General features: G+C 73.0%; 14 protein-coding genes and 1 riboswitch. Of the genes, 10 read left to right on the forward strand and 4 right to left on the reverse strand.

The features are described 5' to 3' along the window. Positions 1 to 218: 218 nt before the first annotated feature. Genes folB through ACLQ2R_RS29055 form a run of 3 tightly spaced genes read left to right on the forward strand, consistent with a single transcriptional unit; the run spans position 219 to position 1512 of the window. Positions 219 to 569, forward strand: coding sequence for a dihydroneopterin aldolase (gene folB, locus ACLQ2R_RS29045; RefSeq protein ID WP_425964272.1), 351 nt, complete (start codon positions 219 to 221; stop codon positions 567 to 569). Next, a complete protein-coding gene (gene folK / locus ACLQ2R_RS29050) occupies positions 566 to 1063 on the forward strand; it encodes a 2-amino-4-hydroxy-6-hydroxymethyldihydropteridine diphosphokinase (RefSeq protein WP_425964005.1) in 498 nt (165 codons plus the stop codon). Before folB ends, folK begins: the two co-directional genes overlap by 4 nt. Then, positions 1060 to 1512: a DUF3180 domain-containing protein gene (locus ACLQ2R_RS29055; RefSeq protein ID WP_425964007.1), complete on the forward strand. Its 453-nt coding sequence runs from the start codon at positions 1060 to 1062 to the stop codon at positions 1510 to 1512. The genes folK and ACLQ2R_RS29055 overlap by 4 nt, the downstream gene beginning before the upstream one ends. Before the next feature lie 16 nt (positions 1513 to 1528). Here the strand turns inward: ACLQ2R_RS29055 and ACLQ2R_RS29060 are convergent, their stop codons facing one another. The 3 genes from ACLQ2R_RS29060 to ACLQ2R_RS29070 all read right to left on the reverse strand — a co-directional run bounded on the left by ACLQ2R_RS29060 (position 1529) and on the right by ACLQ2R_RS29070 (position 5518). Continuing rightward, positions 1529 to 2821 (reverse strand): acyltransferase family protein, encoded by a 1293-nt coding sequence (locus ACLQ2R_RS29060; protein WP_425964008.1) that lies wholly within the window; start codon positions 2819 to 2821, stop codon positions 1529 to 1531. 16 nt (positions 2822 to 2837) lie between these two features. Then, positions 2838 to 4037, reverse strand: a complete 1200-nt coding sequence (locus tag ACLQ2R_RS29065; protein WP_425964009.1) for an NADH-quinone oxidoreductase subunit D — start codon at positions 4035 to 4037, stop codon at positions 2838 to 2840. A gap of 128 nt (positions 4038 to 4165) precedes the next feature. Next, entirely contained in the window at positions 4166 to 5518 is a 1353-nt protein-coding gene (locus tag ACLQ2R_RS29070; RefSeq protein ID WP_425964010.1) for an aminotransferase class V-fold PLP-dependent enzyme, read from the reverse strand. A gap of 54 nt (positions 5519 to 5572) precedes the next feature. Beyond that, positions 5573 to 5688: riboswitch (SAM riboswitch) on the reverse strand. Between the two features lie 200 nt (positions 5689 to 5888). On the opposite strand from ACLQ2R_RS29070, the gene ACLQ2R_RS29075 reads away from it, so the two are divergent. The 3 genes from ACLQ2R_RS29075 to ACLQ2R_RS29085 all read left to right on the forward strand — a co-directional run bounded on the left by ACLQ2R_RS29075 (position 5889) and on the right by ACLQ2R_RS29085 (position 9161). Continuing rightward, positions 5889 to 6824 carry a TerC family protein gene (locus ACLQ2R_RS29075; protein WP_425964012.1) on the forward strand — a complete coding sequence of 312 codons (936 nt, stop codon included), beginning with the start codon at positions 5889 to 5891 and terminating at the stop codon, positions 6822 to 6824. A 45-nt stretch (positions 6825 to 6869) separates the two neighbouring features. Beyond that, positions 6870 to 8069, forward strand: a complete 1200-nt coding sequence (locus ACLQ2R_RS29080; RefSeq protein WP_425964013.1) for a cytochrome P450 — start codon at positions 6870 to 6872, stop codon at positions 8067 to 8069. Between the two features lie 129 nt (positions 8070 to 8198). Further along, positions 8199 to 9161: a Gfo/Idh/MocA family protein gene (locus ACLQ2R_RS29085; protein ID WP_425964015.1), complete on the forward strand. Its 963-nt coding sequence runs from the start codon at positions 8199 to 8201 to the stop codon at positions 9159 to 9161. Positions 9162 to 9334: 173 nt separating this feature from the next. Here ACLQ2R_RS29085 and ACLQ2R_RS29090 read toward each other — a convergent pair whose 3' ends face one another. After that, positions 9335 to 10300, reverse strand: coding sequence for an SAM-dependent methyltransferase (locus ACLQ2R_RS29090; RefSeq protein WP_425964017.1), 966 nt, complete (start codon positions 10298 to 10300; stop codon positions 9335 to 9337). 319 nt (positions 10301 to 10619) lie between these two features. Here ACLQ2R_RS29090 and ACLQ2R_RS29095 point away from each other — a divergent pair, with 319 nt between their 5' ends. The 4 genes from ACLQ2R_RS29095 to ACLQ2R_RS29110 all read left to right on the forward strand — a co-directional run bounded on the left by ACLQ2R_RS29095 (position 10620) and on the right by ACLQ2R_RS29110 (position 16299). Next, positions 10620 to 11510 (forward strand): Rossmann-like and DUF2520 domain-containing protein, encoded by an 891-nt coding sequence (locus ACLQ2R_RS29095; protein ID WP_425964018.1) that lies wholly within the window; start codon positions 10620 to 10622, stop codon positions 11508 to 11510. Between the two features lie 265 nt (positions 11511 to 11775). Beyond that, on the forward strand, positions 11776 to 12624 hold the full coding sequence (gene panC, locus ACLQ2R_RS29100; RefSeq protein WP_425964020.1) for a pantoate--beta-alanine ligase: 849 nt from the start codon (positions 11776 to 11778) through the stop codon (positions 12622 to 12624). Between the two features lie 262 nt (positions 12625 to 12886). Then, positions 12887 to 15517 carry an L-aspartate oxidase gene (locus ACLQ2R_RS29105; RefSeq protein WP_425964021.1) on the forward strand — a complete coding sequence of 877 codons (2631 nt, stop codon included), beginning with the start codon at positions 12887 to 12889 and terminating at the stop codon, positions 15515 to 15517. Further along, positions 15517 to 16299 (forward strand): type III pantothenate kinase, encoded by a 783-nt coding sequence (locus tag ACLQ2R_RS29110; RefSeq protein WP_425964022.1) that lies wholly within the window; start codon positions 15517 to 15519, stop codon positions 16297 to 16299. Before ACLQ2R_RS29105 ends, ACLQ2R_RS29110 begins: the two co-directional genes overlap by 1 nt. The last annotated feature ends 14 nt before the right edge of the window (positions 16300 to 16313 follow it).

The following is a 16313-nucleotide window of genomic DNA, read 5'->3' on the forward strand; positions in this document are numbered from 1 at the left end:
TCGGCGACCCGGTCGACGGCGTCTTCCCCGGCCCGCCCGCCGGCCCGGGCCGCGGGCCGTTCGGCGACCCCCTGCGCGACCCCCTCTACGACCCCTCCCGCGGTCCGTTCGGCGATCCCGTCCGCGACCCGTCCGGCGGCCCCTTCCGCGGTCCGTCGCGCGATCAGGCGTGGGAGACGCCGTACGGGACGGCCGGGGCCGGGCGGACGGCCGACCGGATCAGCGTCACGGGGCTGCGGGCCCGCGGGCGGCACGGCGTGCTGGCGGCGGAACGCGAGCTCGGCCAGGAGTTCGTCGTCGACGTGACGCTCTTCCTCGACACGGCACCCGCTGCGGCCGGCGACGACCTCTCCAGGACCGTCCACTACGGCGAGCTCGCCGAGGACCTGGTGCGGGTCGTGGAGGGTGAACCGGTCGACCTGATCGAGACCCTGGCCCAGCGCCTGGCCGACGTCTGCCTGGCCCGCGAGCCCGTCCTGGCGGCCGAGGTGAGCGTGCACAAGCCGTCCGCGCCGATCCCGCTGCCGTTCGACGACGTGATCGTGGCGATCACCCGGAGCCGGGCATGAGGGTGGTCCTGGCGCTCGGGAGCAACCTGGGCGACCGGCACGCCACCCTGCGAGGAGCGGTCGACGCGCTCTTCGCCGAGCCCGGTCTCACCTTCGTCGCGGCCTCCCCGGTCTACGAGACCGACCCGGTCGGCGGCCCGGAACAGGGCGCCTACCTCAACGCGGTGGTGATCGCCGAGAGCACGCTGGAACCAAGAGGCCTGCTCGATCGTGCTCAGAGTGTGGAGAACGCCTTCGGCAGGGTCCGGGTGGAGCGCTGGGGAGCGCGCACCCTGGACGTCGATCTGATCACCGTGGGGGACGTCGTGACGGACGACCCCGACCTCACCCTGCCCCACCCCCGGGCGCACGAGCGCGCCTTCGTGCTGGTCCCGTGGGTGCGGGCCGACCCCGGCGCCGTCCTGTCCGGACGGCGGGTGGCCGACCTGCTGGCCGGCCTGGACCAGACCTCGGTACGGCCGCGCACCGACCTGACCCTGGGCGGGCCCGCGTGAAGCCCACCCGTCCCGGAGTCCTCGTCGGGATCCTCGTCGTGCTCGCCGTCCTGACCTGGTCGCTCCTGCGGCCGTTCTACTCGGACCTGCAGGCCGTTCCGTGGACGGCGATCCCGACGGTGCTGCTGCTGGCGGTCGGCGAGTTCTACAGCGGGTGGATGACGAAGGCCAGGATCGAGCGCAGGCCCGGCACCGAACCCGTCGAACCCCTGGCCGTGGCGCGGCTGGTGGCGCTGGCCAAGGCCTCCGCGTACGGCGGGGCGGTCTTCGGCGGGATCTTCGCCGGGTTCGCCCTCCACACCGTCGAGCTGCTGGGGCAGGAGGTGCCCCGCCGCGACTTCTTCGTCGCCGGGGGATCGATGCTGACCTGCGTGCTGCTGGTCTGCGCCGCCCTGTACCTGGAGTACTGCTGCAAGGTCCCCAAGGACACCTCGGACGGCGAGCGCTGACGCCGGCGGGGTCGCGTCAGCGCCGCCCCCCGGCCCACCGGCGCCCGAAGAGCATGATCACCGGAAGTGTGCACACCAGCGCCCCGCCCACGGCCAGGGGGCGCTCCAGCCACCAGGACAGGTCGGGCCGGACCAGGGGGGCGGGCCCGCGGCCGATCACCCACCAGGTCAGGGCCACCCAGATCGCCATACCGGTGGTGTGGAACAGGAACAGCGGGAGCGCGAACCGGTTGACGGTCTCGTTCACGCCCTGCCACCGGGGACGGTCGAGGAGGCGCTCCATGGAGGGCCTGATCACCTCCACCAGGCCGATCTGGAAGATCAGCAGGGCCACGATGACGAAGGTGGGGGGCGCCATGTTGGAGAGCCTGTCGCCGGGCACGCCCACCATCGACCCCGGGTAGATGCCCGAGTAGACCAGGCCGAAGAGGGCGAACAACCCGGTCCACAGGATCGCCTTGTCGAAGCGGCGCGGCAGCGCCACCACCCTGTCGTAGAAGAAGCCGGCCTGGTGGGCCAGCCCCCAGACGATGATCATGTTGAGCCAGCCCGCGGCCTCGTACCCGTAGCGCAGCCGCAGCACGTCGACGACGAGCGCCGCGCCCGCCAGCCAGATCAGCGCCAGCACGTCGTAGTGCCGGTGCAGCCAGAGCGCGACCGGGAGCAGGGCGATCAGCACGAGGTAGACGCCGATGAACCACAGCGGGCTGATGACGAGCAGGACCACGCGGTCCATCCAGCCGATGCCGAACGCCCACGTCACGAACACGCCCAGCACGACCCAGGTCGCGGCCAGCGCCAGCGCCGGGATCGCGAGGCCGCGGATGCGCCGCCACACGAAGGCGCCGATGCCGACCCCGCGCTCGCGGGCGCGTTGCCACGACAGCAGGTGGACGTGCCCGCCCACGTAGAAGAAGAGCGGCAGCACCTGGAGCAGCCAGGTCAGGATCCACAGTCCCGAGGTGAAGCCCAGCGGGCTCGTCGGAGAGGGGCCGTCCGGTCCCCACTCCAGGATGGTGAACGCCCAGTGCCAGATCACCACGACGACCAGGCTGATCGCGCGCAGCCAGTCGACGTACCGGTCCCGCTGCGAGGGTGCCCGGCCGGACGGTGCCTGGCCGGACGGTGCCTGGCCGGACGGTGCCCGGCCGGACGGTGCCTGGCCGGACGGTGCCCGGCCGGACGGTGCCCGGCCGGACGGAGCGGGGTCGGACGAGCCGGGAGCGGATGGTGCGGGGTCGGACGGGGCGGGGGCGGGGACGTCCGCGGGGGAGGTCGTCCGCTCTCCGTCCCGGGAGGAGTCGGTCATGTGGTCCGGCCCTCCCTTACTTGTCGATGTCGCCGACGACGAAGAACATCGAGCCCAGGATGGCGACCATGTCGGGGATCAGGTGTCCCGGCAGCAGCTCGCGGAGCACCTGGACGTTGTTGAAGGAGGCCGAGCGCAGCTTCAGCCGCCACGGCGTCTTCTCCCCGCGCGAGACCAGGTAGTACCCGTTGAGGCCGAGCGGGCTCTCCGTCCACGCGTAGGTGTGGCCCTCGGGGACCTTGAGCACCTTGGGCAGGCGCTGGTTGATCGGCCCCGGGGGCAGGTCGAGGAGCCGCTCCACGCAGGCGTCGGCCAGGTCCAGGGAGACCTTCACCTGCTCCAGCAGCACCTCGAACCGGGCATGGCAGTCCCCGGCGGAGCGGGTGACGACCCTCACCGGCAGCTCCCCGTAGGCGAGGTAGGGCTCGTCCCTGCGCAGGTCCACGTCGACACCGGAGGCGCGGGCGATCGGGCCGCTCACGCCGTACTGCATGATCGTCTCCCGGTCCAGGACGCCCACCCCGCGGGTACGGGCGAGGAAGATCTCATTCCCGGCGATCAGGTTCTCGATGTCGGGCAGCCGCCGCCGCACCTCGGCCACGGCCGCCGAGACCCGGCCCGTCCACCCCTCGGGCAGCTCCTCCTTGAGGCCGCCGACCCGGTTGAACATGTAGTGCATGCGCCCGCCGGAGATCTCCTCCATCACGGCCTGCAGGGTCTCGCGCTCCCGGAAGGCGTAGAAGACCGGTGTGATCGCGCCGAGCTCCAGCGGGTAGGAGCCGAGGAACATCAGGTGGCTGAGCACCCGGTTGAGCTCGGCGAGCAGCGTGCGCGTCCAGACGGCCCTGACCGGCACCTCCATGCCGAGCATCCGCTCCACCGCGAGCACGACGCCCAGCTCGTTGGCGAACGCCGACAGCCAGTCGTGCCGGTTGGCCAGCACGATGATCTGCCGGTAGTCGCGCACCTCGAACAGCTTCTCCGCGCCCCGGTGCATGTAGCCCACGATCGGCTCGGCCGAGGAGATCCGCTCCCCGTCCAGGATGAGCCGCAGCCGCAGCACGCCGTGCGTGGACGGGTGCTGCGGCCCGATGTTGAGGATCATGTCCTCGGTCGCGAGCTCCTTGCCGTGCGCGCCGTCCACGGCGGCGGCCCCCGCGCCCATGCCCACGCTCAGCTCGCGGTGCGCGGCGGCTCGGGCGTGAGGTTCGGTCATGGGTCCATGCTGTCACGTCGGGCGCGCGAGGCAAGATCCCGCAGGGCTGTCGTATCAGGCGCGCGAGGCAAGATCCCGCAGGGCTGTCGTATCAGGCGCGCGAGGCGAGATCCCGCAGGGCTGTCGTATCAGGCGCGCGAGGCGAGATCCCGCAGGGCGCCGATCAGCCGGTCCACGTGCTCCTCGGTCGTGCCGATGCCGACGGAGGCGCGTACCGCCGAGGCGGTGACGTCGTCGCAGCCGCCGTCCTTGGCGCCCAGCAGGTGGCGGACGAAGGGGTGGGCGCAGAACTTGCCGTCGCGGACGCCGATGCCGTGGTCGCCGGAGAGGGTCTCGGCGACCTCGCGGGCGGTGAAGCCGTCCACCACGAAGGAGACGATGCCGACGCGCGGGTGGTCGGGACCCCACAGGGAGAGCTCGTGCACGCCGGGAATTCCGGCCAGGCCCTCGCGCAGCCGCGCCAGCAGGCGCTCCTCCTCGCGGATCAGGGGGGTCCAGCCGGTGGCGGACAGGGCGTCGCAGGCCGCGGCCAGCGCGACGGCGCCCAGCACGTTCGGGGTTCCGGCCTCGTGCCGGGCCTCGGGGTCGTCGTGCCACTCGGCCCCGTCGTCGCCGACGGCCCTCACCGCGCCGCCGCCACGCAGGTACGGCTCGGCGTCGGCCAGCCAGTCGGAACGGCCGATCAGCGCGCCCGTGCCGAACGGGGCGTAGAGCTTGTGGCCGGAGAAGACCACGTAGTCCAGGTCGAGCGCGGTCAGGTTCAGGCGGCGGTGCGGGACGAGCTGCGCGGCGTCGATCAGGACGCGGGCGCCGTGGCGGTGCGCGATGTGGGCCAGCGCGGCGATCGGCCAGAGCTCGCCGGTGACGTTGGAGGCGGCGGTCACCACCAGCAGCGCCGGGCCCTCGATCGAGGAGAGGGCCTCGTCGGCGGCGCGGACGGCCTCGCCGGGGAACGCGGGCACCGGCAGCCGCACCGCGCGGTCCCAGGGCAGCAGCGAGGCGTGGTGCTCGGTGTCGAAGACGACCGCGGTGGTGCCCTCGGGCAGGCTGCGGGACAGCAGGTTGGTCGCGTCGGTGGTGTTGCGGGTGAAGATCACCGAGTCGTCCGGGCGCGCCCCGACGAAGGCGCGCACCGTGTGGCGGGCCTGCTCGTAGCGGGCCGTGGTGAGCTGGGAGGCGTACCCCGCGCCCCGGTGGACGCTGGAGTAGGCCGGGAGCGCGGCGGCGACGGCGGCGCTGACCGGCTCCAGACAGGGGGCGCTGGCGGCGTAGTCGAGGTTGGCGTAGCGGACGAGCCTGCCGCCCCTGACCGGGACCTCCAGGTCCGAGCCGAGCACGGCCGGGATCGGCCGGCCGCCGGTCACCGTGGTCCCGCCGGTCACCGTGGTCCCGCCGGTCGCCGCGGTCGCGAGTGCGTTCGCGGGGGCGGCGAGGACGTCGGCGACGGGAGCGGAGGATTCGAAGATCGTCAGGGCGGGCATGTCAGGGCTCCTTCGAGGTCATCGGACCTCGACCCATGAGACATAGGCACCCGAAGCCCGCGCTTGCCCGGCACGTCTCGTGCCGGACCAGGTCCTCACCCGGGGCACCCCGCCGCGGACGCGAGGGTTGCCGGCCAGCGAGCCGGGGCTTGTCACTGGCACTCATGACCTACGGGGGAACTATAACCGACGGTCGCCGCCCTCCCGCAAGTCCGGACACGCGCCGAGGGGCGCTACGGAGGGTGACTTTCGACCCGGAGGCGCGCGCCAGGAACTCCTGGAGGCTCCCGCTCGTCCAGGCAGTCAGCCGAAGAAACGTTCTGGCCGCCGGCCGGCTCTGTTCCACCGCGGGCCGACAAAGGAGGAAGCAATGGACTGGGTGACCAATCCGGAGATATGGATAGGGTTCTTCACCCTTGTCGCTCTGGAGATCGTGCTGGGGATCGACAACATCATCTTCATCTCGATCCTGGTGAGCAGGCTCCCTCCCGAGCAACGGGACAAGGCGCGCAGGCTGGGGCTCCTCGTGGCCCTGCTCAGCCGCCTCGCCCTGCTGGTGGCGCTCGCGTGGGTGGTGAGACTCACCGAACCCTTCTTCGAGGTGTTCGGGCACGGGATATCCGGGCGAGATCTGATCCTGATAGTCGGCGGCCTGTTCCTGCTGGCCAAGAGCGTCCACGAGATGCACGGCAGCCTGGAGGGCGACTCCGGCCACGCCGGGGGCAGGATGGCCACCTCCTACGCCTCCGTGATCATCCAGATCATGATCCTCGACGTCGTCTTCTCGCTCGACTCGGTGATCACCGCGGTCGGCATGGTCGACGAGCTGGGCGTCATGGTCGCGGCCGTCATCGTCGCGGTCCTGGTGATGCTGTTCGCCTCCGGGCCGATCAGCCGCTTCGTGGACCAGCACCCGAGCATCAAGATGCTCGCCCTGTCCTTCCTGGTGCTGATCGGCGTCGTGCTCATCGCCGAGGGCTTCGAGCAGCACATCCCCAAGGGCTACATCTACTTCGCGATGGCCTTCTCGCTGCTGGTGGAACTGCTGAACATCCGGATGCGCCGCAAGACGGGCCAGAAGCCGGTCGAGCTGCACAGCCGCTACGAGGCGGGCGACGGGCCCGGGGCCTCCGGGCCCCCGGCTCTGGCCGGAACCTCCGAGCAGGCCGGGACCTCCGGGTCGGCCGGAACCTCCGGGGCGGCCGGGACCTCGGTGTCGGCCGAGGAGGGGGAGCACGCCGGCCCCGGGCCGCATGGCCGCCTCCAGGCCGGGACCCGGCCCGACGAGACCGATCGCCCGGTGTGAGGCCGGGTGAGCGGCCCGGCTTTCGGGCCGGATTACGATGCTCACGTGCGCTTTGATCCCTGGAATCCGGAATTCGTCGCCCACCCGTACGACGCCTACGACGAGCTGAGGCGGGAGCGGCCGGTCAGCTTCTTCGAGCCGACCGGCCAGTGGCTCGTCGCCCGGCACGCCGACGTCAACGCGTTGCTGCGCGACCGCAGGCTCGGCCGCTCCTACCTGCACGTGGCCACCCACGCCGAGTTCGGCAGGCCGGACGACCCGGAGTTCCAGGACCCGTTCTGGCGGGTGATCAGGGCGGGCATGCTCGATGTCGAGCCGCCGGTGCACACCCGGCTCAGGAGACTGGTGTCGAAGGCGTTCACGCCGCGCATGGTCGAGGCGCTCCGCCCCAAGGTGGCCCGGATGGCCGGGAGACTGGTCGACGACTTCGTCGAGCGCGGCGGCGGGGACCTGATCGCCGAGGTGGCCGAGCCGCTCCCGGTCACGGTGATCGCCGAGATGCTCGGCGTGCCCGAGGCGGACCGGCACCTGCTGCGGCCCTGGTCGGCCCAGATCTGCGGCATGTACGAGCTGCGGCCGTCGGCCGAGGCCCAGCACACGGCCGTACGCGCGGCCGAGGAGTTCTCCGCCTACCTCGTCGAGCTGGCCCGCGCCCGGCGGGCCGACCCGGGTGACGACCTGATCAGCGCGCTCGCCCTGGTGGCCGACGAGGGGGACCGGCTCACCGAGGAGGAGCTGGTCGGCACCTGCGTGCTGCTGCTCAACGCCGGGCACGAGGCCACCGTCAACGTCACCGGCAACGGCTGGTGGGCGCTCTTCCGCAACCCGGCCGAGCTGGACCGGCTCCGCGCCGACCCCGGCCTGCTGCCCACCGCGGTCGAGGAACTGATGCGCTGGGACACGCCGCTGCAGATGTTCGAGCGCTGGGTGCTGGAGGACATCTCGGTGGGCGGGGTCGACATCCCCCGGGGCACCGAGGTGGCGCTGCTGTTCGGCTCGGCCAACCGCGACCCCGAGGTGTTCGCCGACCCCGGCCGCCTGGACGTGACCCGGGCCGACAACCCGCACATCTCCTTCGGCGCGGGCATCCACTTCTGCCTGGGTGCGCCGCTGGCCAGGGTCGAGCTGATCGAGTCGTTCGGCGCGCTGCTGCGCAGGGCGCCGAGGGCGGAGCTCGTCACCGAACCCGCATGGAAGCCGGGCTACGTCATCCGGGGCCTGGAGTCCCTCCAGGTACGCGTCTGAGCCGGGCTACGTCGTCCGGGGCCTGGAGTCCCTCCAGGTACGCGTCTGAGCCGGGCTACGTCGTCCGGGGCCTGGAGTCCCTCCAGGTACGCGTCTGAACCGGCCCGACCGCAGGAGAGGGAAAATCACATGAGTGATCGTGTACGGGTCGGGCTGGCCGGGGTCGGGATCATCGCGGAGACCCATCTCGCGGTCCTCGCCGAACGGCCCGAGGTCTCCCTGGAGTTCACCGCCGACCCCCGGATCGCGCAACCACCCCTGTTCCGGGGGAGCAGGCCGCCCCACTACGGCTCGCTGACCGACGCGCTCGGGGCGCACCGGCCCGACCTGATCGTGATCGCCACCCCCACCGCCACGCACGCGGACCTGGTCGCCTCGGCCCTCACCCGCTCCTCGGCGCGCGTGCTCGTCGAGAAGCCCCTGGTCCACGACCTCGCCTCCCTGGCCCGGCTGGCCTCCCTGGACGGGGCGGCCGACGCGCGGGGCCGCGTGTTCACCGCGCACCACTTCGCGTTCTCGCCCGAGGTGCTCTGGGCCGCGGAGCAGATCGCCGGGCACGAGGAGTGGGGACCCGTCACGGGCATCACCTCGGCGTTCTACGACCCGTACGCCGTCCGGGGCGAGGACGCCTTCACCTCGTACGTCTCCAGCTGGACGGACTCCGGGATCAACCAGCTCAGCATGCTCTCCCGCTTCGTCGACCTCACGGCGCTCGTGTCCGTCCGGCAGACGGACGGGGGCGCGAGTGCCTGGTGCGTCTGCGAGTACCGCTCCCGGGGCGAGGTGGGCAGAGCCCGGCTGCGGACGAGCTGGCTCGCCGGGTCCAGCAGCAAGGAGACCGTCCTCGCCCTCGGCGGTTCCGACGTGGAGATCTGGATCGACCACACCGCCATGACGGGCTTCGTGGCCGGGGCCGGCGAGCTCCTCGGCACGCACGGCGACGACGGCCGCACCCCCAGAAAGATCGCCCACTACCGGCCCCTGTACGAGAGCCTGCTGTCCGACCGGCCCGACCCGGTCCTGGGCCTCGACGTCGCCACGACCATCACCGGGCTCTACCACGCGACACCGCCCGACGACGCCACCCTGTGACGCCGCCGTGACGCCGTACGGTGAGGACGCGTGATGACGACGGCCGGTGACGCCGCGCGGTGAAGGTGTGTGGCGACGACGGCCGGTGAGGGCGTGTGGCGACGACGGCCGGACGGGGCCGGACGACAGCGCCCGTCGGCGCCGCCGGGTGGCCCCCGTCCCCCTCTCCGGTCTCAGGGGCGGCTCTGGGAGAGCCAGCCGAACCCGCCGAGCCCTCCCGGCGCGATGAGCTCCGCCTCCTCCGAGGAACGGGCCAGGGCCCGCAGGTAGCCGCGCGGGTCGGCGGCGGCCTGCTCGGCCGGAGGGCGCCGCCCGGTGATGCCGAGGGCGCGCAGTGCCTCGCGCTGCGTGGTCAGCGCCGTCGTGACGGCCCCGGCGCTCTCACCGGCGGCCGCGCACGCGTCGAGCGCCACGTGGGCGGTGATGTCGCACGACCCGTCGGGCACCGGTGCCACCATCGACCCGTCGCGGTATCCGGCCAGCGTGCCGTAGGGCGGCCGGTCGTCCACCGCGTGGGCGTAGTCGATCGCGATCGCCCGGCCGCGGGCCAGGCGTACGATCACCGACGCCCAGGCCCGGTCCCGGGGGCGGCCGATCTCGGCCCGCTCGCCGGTGAGCCGCATCGGCCACCAGCGGTTCAGCCAGGCCAGGTCGGCCTCTCCGGGCCTGCCGCCGAGCCGCTCCTCACCGTCGATGACGTTGACCAGGACCAGCCGGGGGCCGGTGACCGTCTGCTCGACGATGTCGACGGGGATGTTGTCCAGCCACTCGTTGGCGAGCACCAGCCCGCAGATCCCGTCCGGGGCGGCCCTGCTCCAGGCGATCTCCCCGGGCAGCGCCGGGGGCCGGGGAGCCAGCTCGACCGCGGTCACCCTCAGCCTCCGCCGCAGCGAGGGCGGGGCCGCGGCGAGCACACCGGTCGCCAGGCCGCCCTCGCCCGCGCCGATGTCGACCAGGTCGAGCACGTCGGGGCGGCCGAGCGCCTCGTCCACCGCGACCAGCTCGCGCAGCACGGCCTCGGCGAACAGGGGGGAGGCGCCGACGGAGGTGCGGAAGTGACCCGAGGGACGCTCCCGGAGGTAGAAGCCGCTCTCGCCGTAGAGCGCATGCTCCATCGCGGCGCGCCAGGTGAGCCACACGTCCTCAGACGCTACCCGGCGGGGCGGGGGAACGAGATCGACTCGTGCCGACGATGGGAGTGAACACATGACCGCATTCTGTCACCGGCGCGCGGGACGGTGACAGAGGTCACGTCGGCGCGTCCCTCACCCGGCCGGTGGTCGTGTCCCCGCGGGCCTTTCACAGGGTCCCGGTGTCCCGCCGGAGATCGGGTTTGGCACCCTTGTGGGGGAACCTCACCGCCCGTACCGGAAGCGCGTCTTCATGGTCGGCGCGGTACGGCCCGTTACGCTGGTCAATCGGGCACGGAGCCCTCACATGGTCGAAGGACGGGACGTCATGGACGCAGTCGATCGCCCGGCACGACTGGCCGTCGGAGTGGTCGGGGCGGGCAGGGTCGGTTCGGCGCTCGGCGCCGCGCTGGTCAGGGCGGGACACCGGGTCGTCGCGGCGAGCGGTGTCTCGGACGCCTCCAGCGAACGGGCGGTCGAACGGCTCGGGCTCGTCCCCGTCCGGCCCGAGGACGTGGTGGCCGACGCGGATCTCGTCCTGCTGACGGTCCCCGACGACGTGCTGCCCGGTCTGGTCTCCGGTCTGGTGGGGACCGGTGCCGACCTGAGGGGCAAGCTGGTGGCCCACACCAGCGGCGCGTACGGGCTGGCGGTGCTGAACCCGGCGATCAAGGCCGGGGCGCTGCCGCTGGCGCTGCACCCGGTGATGACCTTCACCGGCCGCGACGACGACCTGCGCCGCCTGGCCGGCATCTCCTACGGGGTGACCGCGCCGGACACGCTCCGCGCGGTGGCAGAGGCCCTGGTCATCGAGATGGAGGGCGAGCCGGTCTGGATCGCCGACGAGGACCGGCCGCTGTACCACGCGGCCCTCGCGGGGGCGGCCAACCACATGGTGACGCTCATCGCGGAGTCCTCGGAGCTGCTGGAACGGATCGGCGTGGAGCAGCCGGGCCGGATGCTGGGCCCGCTGCTCGGCGCGGCCCTGGAGAACGTGCTGCGGCTCGGCATCGCCGGGCTGACCGGGCCGGTGGTGCGCGGCGACGCCGGGACCGTCCGCAGGCACGTGGACGCGCTGATCCTCGCCGCCCCCGAGGCGGCGGACGCCTACGTGGCCCTCGCCAGGCTCACCGCCGACAGGGCCCTGGCGGCCGGGCTCCTCAAGCCCGAGGCCGCCGAGCGCCTGCTGGACGCCCTGGGCGGCAACACGTGGACCTGACACGGTCCCCGGAGCCGCTGCGCGACCTCGCTGGGAACGCCGTCCCTTCCGGGACCGATGCCCGGAGCGGCACCTTCCGGCCCGGAAGCCCGAGCACTCTCGCCCGGCCCGGTATCCGGAGCATCCCTGTCCGGCCCGGTATTCGGAGCATCCCTGTCCGTCCCGGTGTCCCGAGCATCCCCATCCAGCCCGGTGTCCGGCCCGGTGGCCGGAACACCCCCGTCCGGCCCCGGAGCCGGAACACCCCCCGGAGGTCACAGTGATCGTGGCGGACGACCGCGCAGGACTGATCAAGGCGCGTGAGGCCCTGGGGATCGGCGCCGGCGCCCTCTCCGGCGGGGCCGCGCTGGCTCTCGTGCCGACCATGGGAGCGCTGCACGAGGGGCACCGCTCCCTCATCCGGCTGGCCCGCGAGCGGGCGGACCAGGTGGCGGTGAGCATCTTCGTCAACCCGCTCCAGTTCGGTCCCGCCGAGGACTTCTCCCGCTACCCCCGTACGTTCGAGGCCGACCTGGAGATCTGCCGGGCCGAGGGGGTGGGCATCGTCTTCGCCCCCTCCGCCGGGGAGATGTACCTGCCCGACAGGCAGGTCGGCGTCTCCGCCGGGGCGATGGGCTCGGTCGTCGAGGGGGAGTTCCGCCCCGGCCACCTCGACGGTGTCCTGACCGTGGTGCTGAAGCTGTTCAACCTGGTCCAGCCGGACGTGGCGGTGTTCGGGCAGAAGGACGCCCAGCAGCTCGCGATGATCCGCCGGATGGCCGCCGACCTGAACCTGCCGGTCACCGTCGTCGGGGCTCCCACGGTCCGTGAGCCGGACGGCCTGGCGCTGTCGAGCCGCAACCGCTACCTGTCGGCCCAGGACCGGCCGGTGGCGCTGGCCCTGTCCCGGGCGCTGGACGAGGGGGCGCGGGAGCGTACGGCGCCCCGGGTCCGCCGGGCCGCCCGCGCGGTGCTGGACGCCGAGCCGTCGCTGGCCCTGGACTACCTGGTGCTGGTCGATCCGGCGACGTTCGCGGAGGTCGGCGACGACCACGCGGGCGAGGCGATCCTCGCGGTGGCGGCACGGGTGGGGACCACCAGGCTGATCGACAACGTCACACTCACCCTCGGCTGACCGGAACCGGCGGACGGTCCCCGTAACCGGTTCCGGTTCCGGTCGCACGGTGCCCGCACCTGGAACCGGAACCGGCCGCACGATGCCCGCACCCGGAACCGGCCGCACGGCGCCCGTCGCCGCGACAGGAGCGGGCCGCGCGATGCCCGGGATCGGTGCCGGTCCCCAGGGACCCACCCCGGGGTGGGTCCGCTCGGACCCGCGCGTTATCGTCACATTGACGAAATGAACGGCCTCAACGAACCCCCGCGAGGAGGCGGCAATGAGCATCCCGGCCATCCCCCAGAGGTTGACCGCGCCCGCACCGGGCTGGACGGTCCAGGCGGACGTGGTCGTGGTGGGCTCCGGAATCGCGGGCCTCACCCTGGCACTCCGGTACGCGAGCCTCGACCCCGCCGCGAAGGTCCTGGTCGTCACCAAGGACGTCCTGTCGTCCGGCTCCACCCGCTGGGCCCAGGGCGGCATCGCCGCCGTGCTCGACCCGGCCGACACCCCCGCCGAGCACCTGTCCGACACGCTCGTCGCCGGGGTGGGGCTCTGTGACGAGGAGGCCGTACGGGTCCTGGTGACCGAGGGGCCGGACGCGCTGCGCGACCTGATCGCCTCGGGCGCCCGGTTCGACACCGACGCCTCCGGCGCGCTCCAGCTCACCAGGGAGGGCGGTCACCGGCGCGACCGCATCGTGCACGCGGGCGGCGACGCCACCGGCGCCGAGGTGCAGCGGGCACTGGTGCAGGCCGTCGGCGGGGCGGGGATCGAGGTGATCGAGCACGCGCTCGTCCTCGACCTCCTCAAGGACGCGCGCGGCCACGCGGCGGGGGTGACCCTGCACGTCATGGGCGAGGGCGAGCGCGACGGGGTGGGCGCGGTCACCGCCGGGGCGGTGGTGCTGGCCACCGGCGGCATGGGACAGGTCTACGCCGCCACCACCAATCCGGTCGTCTCCACCGGCGACGGGGTGGCGCTCGCGCTGCGCGCCGGCGCCGTGGTCAGGGACCTGGAGTTCGTCCAGTTCCATCCCACGGTGCTCTGGCTGGGCGAGGACTCCACCGGCCAGCAGCCGCTGATCTCCGAGGCGGTCAGGGGTGAGGGCGCGGTGCTGGTCGACGCGGACGGCACCCGGTTCATGCGGGACGTGCACGAGCTGGCCGACCTGGCCCCCCGCGACGTGGTGGCCAAGGCGATCATGCGGCGGATGCGCGCCACCGGGGCCGACCACGTCTACCTCGACGCCCGCCACTTCGGCGAGGAGAAGTGGCGCACCCGCTTCCCGACGATCCACGCGGTCTGCCGGGAGCACGGCATCGACCCGGTCGTCGACCTCGTCCCGGTCGCCCCCGCCGCCCACTACGCCAGCGGCGGCGTCCGCACCGACCTGCGCGGCCGTACCAGCGTCCCGGGACTGTACGCGTGCGGGGAGGTCGCGTGCACCGGCGTGCACGGCGCCAACCGGCTGGCCTCCAACTCCCTGCTGGAGGGGCTGGTCTTCGCTGCGCGGATCGCCGCCGACGTCCACGCCGGATCGGCCGGAAGGTCCGCGCACGGCCCGTCCACCGTGACCGGCACCCCGGACGCCGGGACCGTCGAGGCCGACGCCAGGACCGACGCCGGGGCCACCGGGGACGTCCCGGCGGGCGGGCCGATCGGCGACGACCGTCCCACCGGCCTGATCGATCCCAGGGCCCGGACCAGGATCCAGGGGCACATGAGCCGGGGGGCGAGCGTGCTGCGCGGCCAGGAGTCCCTGGCGGAGGTCTCCAGGGCCCTGGTGAACCTCCGGTGGACCCCGGTGGCGGTCGAGCCGTGCACCGAGTCCTGGGAGACCACCAACCTGCTGACGGTCGCCTCCGTGCTGGTGGCGGCGGCCGGGCGGCGCCAGGAGACCCGGGGCTCGCACTGGCGCGAGGATTTTCCCGAACGGAACGACGAGCGGTGGCTCGGCCACCTCGACGTGACCCTGACAGCGGAGGGACCGACCATGACGTACGTACCCCACGGGCGGCGCGAGACGGCGCTGCCGCACCGGGTGGAGACCGACCTCGCCGAGGCCGGGCTCGACCCGGCGGCGCTGGTCGCGCTCCTGGAGAGCGCCGAGGCCGAGGACGTGTGGCAGGGGGGTGACGTCACCAGCCTCGCCACCATCCCGGCGGACCGGACCGACACCGCCGACGTGGTGGCCCGCGCGGACGGCGTGGTGGCGGGCCTGCCCGTGGCCGAGGCCGCCTTCTCCCACCTCAGCCGGGGCCGCCTGACGGCCGAGCGCAGGGTCAAGGACGGCGAGCGCGTCGCCGCCGGGGAGGTGCTGATGACCGTCACCGGTCCCACCCGGGACCTGCTGACCGCCGAGCGCACCGCGCTCAACCTGCTCACCCACCTGTCCGGCATCGCGACCCTGACCGGCCGCTGGGTCGACGCCGTCGCCGGGACCGGGGCCGCGATCAGGGACAGCCGCAAGACGCTTCCGGGACTGCGCGCGCTGGAGAAGTACGCGGTGCGCTGCGGCGGAGGGACCAACCACCGCATGTCCCTTTCGGACGCCGCGCTGATCAAGGACAATCACGTGGTGGCCGCGGGCGGGGTCGCCGAGGCGTTCCGGGCGGTCCGTGACGCCTGCCCCGGCCTGCCGATCGAGGTCGAGGTCGACCGGATCGACCAGATCGAGCCGGTGCTGGCCGAGGGAGCCGAGGAGATCCTGTTGGACAACTTCACCGTCGAGGAGCTGACGCGCGCCGTACGGCTGGTGGACGGCAGGGCCCGGCTGGAGTCCAGCGGGGGGCTGACCCTGCGAACCGCTCGTGATGTGGCCGAGACGGGTGTTGACTACCTTGCCGTGGGCGCGCTCACTCACTCGGCGCCGGCACTGGACATCGCCTTGGACCTTCGGGGGAATTGATGCTGCTCGCCATCGACGTCGGCAACACGCACACCGTTCTCGGCCTCTTCGAGGGTGAGGACGTGATCGAGCACTGGCGGATCTCCACCGACCCCCGGCGCACGGCGGACGAGATCGCCGTCGTGCTCCAGGGGTTGCTCGGGCAGTCGCCGCTGCTCAAGGGGGCCGACGTCAACGGCATCGCGATCTGCTCGACCGTCCCCTCGGTGCTGAACGAGATGCGCGAGATGTGCCGCCGCTACTACGGGGACGTGCCCGCGGTCATCGTGGAGCCCGGCGTCCGCACCGGCGTCCCGGTCCGGATGGACAACCCCAAGGAGGTCGGCAGCGACCGCATCGTCAACGCGCTGGCGGCCATCCAGCTCTACGGCGGGCCGTGCGTCATCGTCGACTTCGGGACCGCGACCTCCTTCGACGCGGTCTCCGCCAAGGGCGAGTACGTCGGCGCGGTGACCGCCCCCGGCATCGAGATCTCGGTGGACGCGCTGGCCGCGGCCGGGGCGCAGCTGCACAAGGTGGAGCTGATCCGGCCCCGGTCGGTGATCGCCAAGAACACCGTGGAGGCGCTCCAGGCGGGCATCATCTACGGCTTCGCCGGCCAGGTGGACGGGATCGTCGAGCGGATGGCGGCCGAGCTGGCCGACGACCCCGACGAGGTCACGGTGGTGGCCACCGGCAGCGCGGCGCCGCTCGTGGTGAGCGAGGCGCGCTCGATCGACATGCACGAGCCGTGGCTCACGCTGATCGGCCTGCGCCTGATCTACCACCGCAACACCACCTGAGCCCCGCCCACCTC

Source organism: Streptosporangium sp. DT93 (assembly GCF_049844535.1).
In the GTDB taxonomy this organism is placed as follows: domain Bacteria; phylum Actinomycetota; class Actinomycetes; order Streptosporangiales; family Streptosporangiaceae; genus Streptosporangium.

Bases quoted from the DNA above. Each gene is read 5' to 3' on its own strand.
- folK (WP_425964005.1), top strand. From the start codon at position 566: ATGAGGGTGGTCCTGGCGCTCGGGAGCAACCTGGGCGACCGGCACGCC.
- ACLQ2R_RS29060 (WP_425964008.1), bottom strand. From the start codon at position 2,821: ATGACCGACTCCTCCCGGGACGGAGAGCGGACGACCTCCCCCGCGGAC.
- ACLQ2R_RS29065 (WP_425964009.1), bottom strand. From the start codon at position 4,037: ATGACCGAACCTCACGCCCGAGCCGCCGCGCACCGCGAGCTGAGCGTG.
- ACLQ2R_RS29070 (WP_425964010.1), bottom strand. From the start codon at position 5,518: ATGCCCGCCCTGACGATCTTCGAATCCTCCGCTCCCGTCGCCGACGTC.
- ACLQ2R_RS29075 (WP_425964012.1), top strand. From the start codon at position 5,889: ATGGACTGGGTGACCAATCCGGAGATATGGATAGGGTTCTTCACCCTT.
- ACLQ2R_RS29085 (WP_425964015.1), top strand. From the start codon at position 8,199: ATGAGTGATCGTGTACGGGTCGGGCTGGCCGGGGTCGGGATCATCGCG.
- ACLQ2R_RS29095 (WP_425964018.1), top strand. From the start codon at position 10,620: ATGGACGCAGTCGATCGCCCGGCACGACTGGCCGTCGGAGTGGTCGGG.
- ACLQ2R_RS29105 (WP_425964021.1), top strand. From the start codon at position 12,887: ATGAGCATCCCGGCCATCCCCCAGAGGTTGACCGCGCCCGCACCGGGC.
- ACLQ2R_RS29110 (WP_425964022.1), top strand. From the start codon at position 15,517: ATGCTGCTCGCCATCGACGTCGGCAACACGCACACCGTTCTCGGCCTC.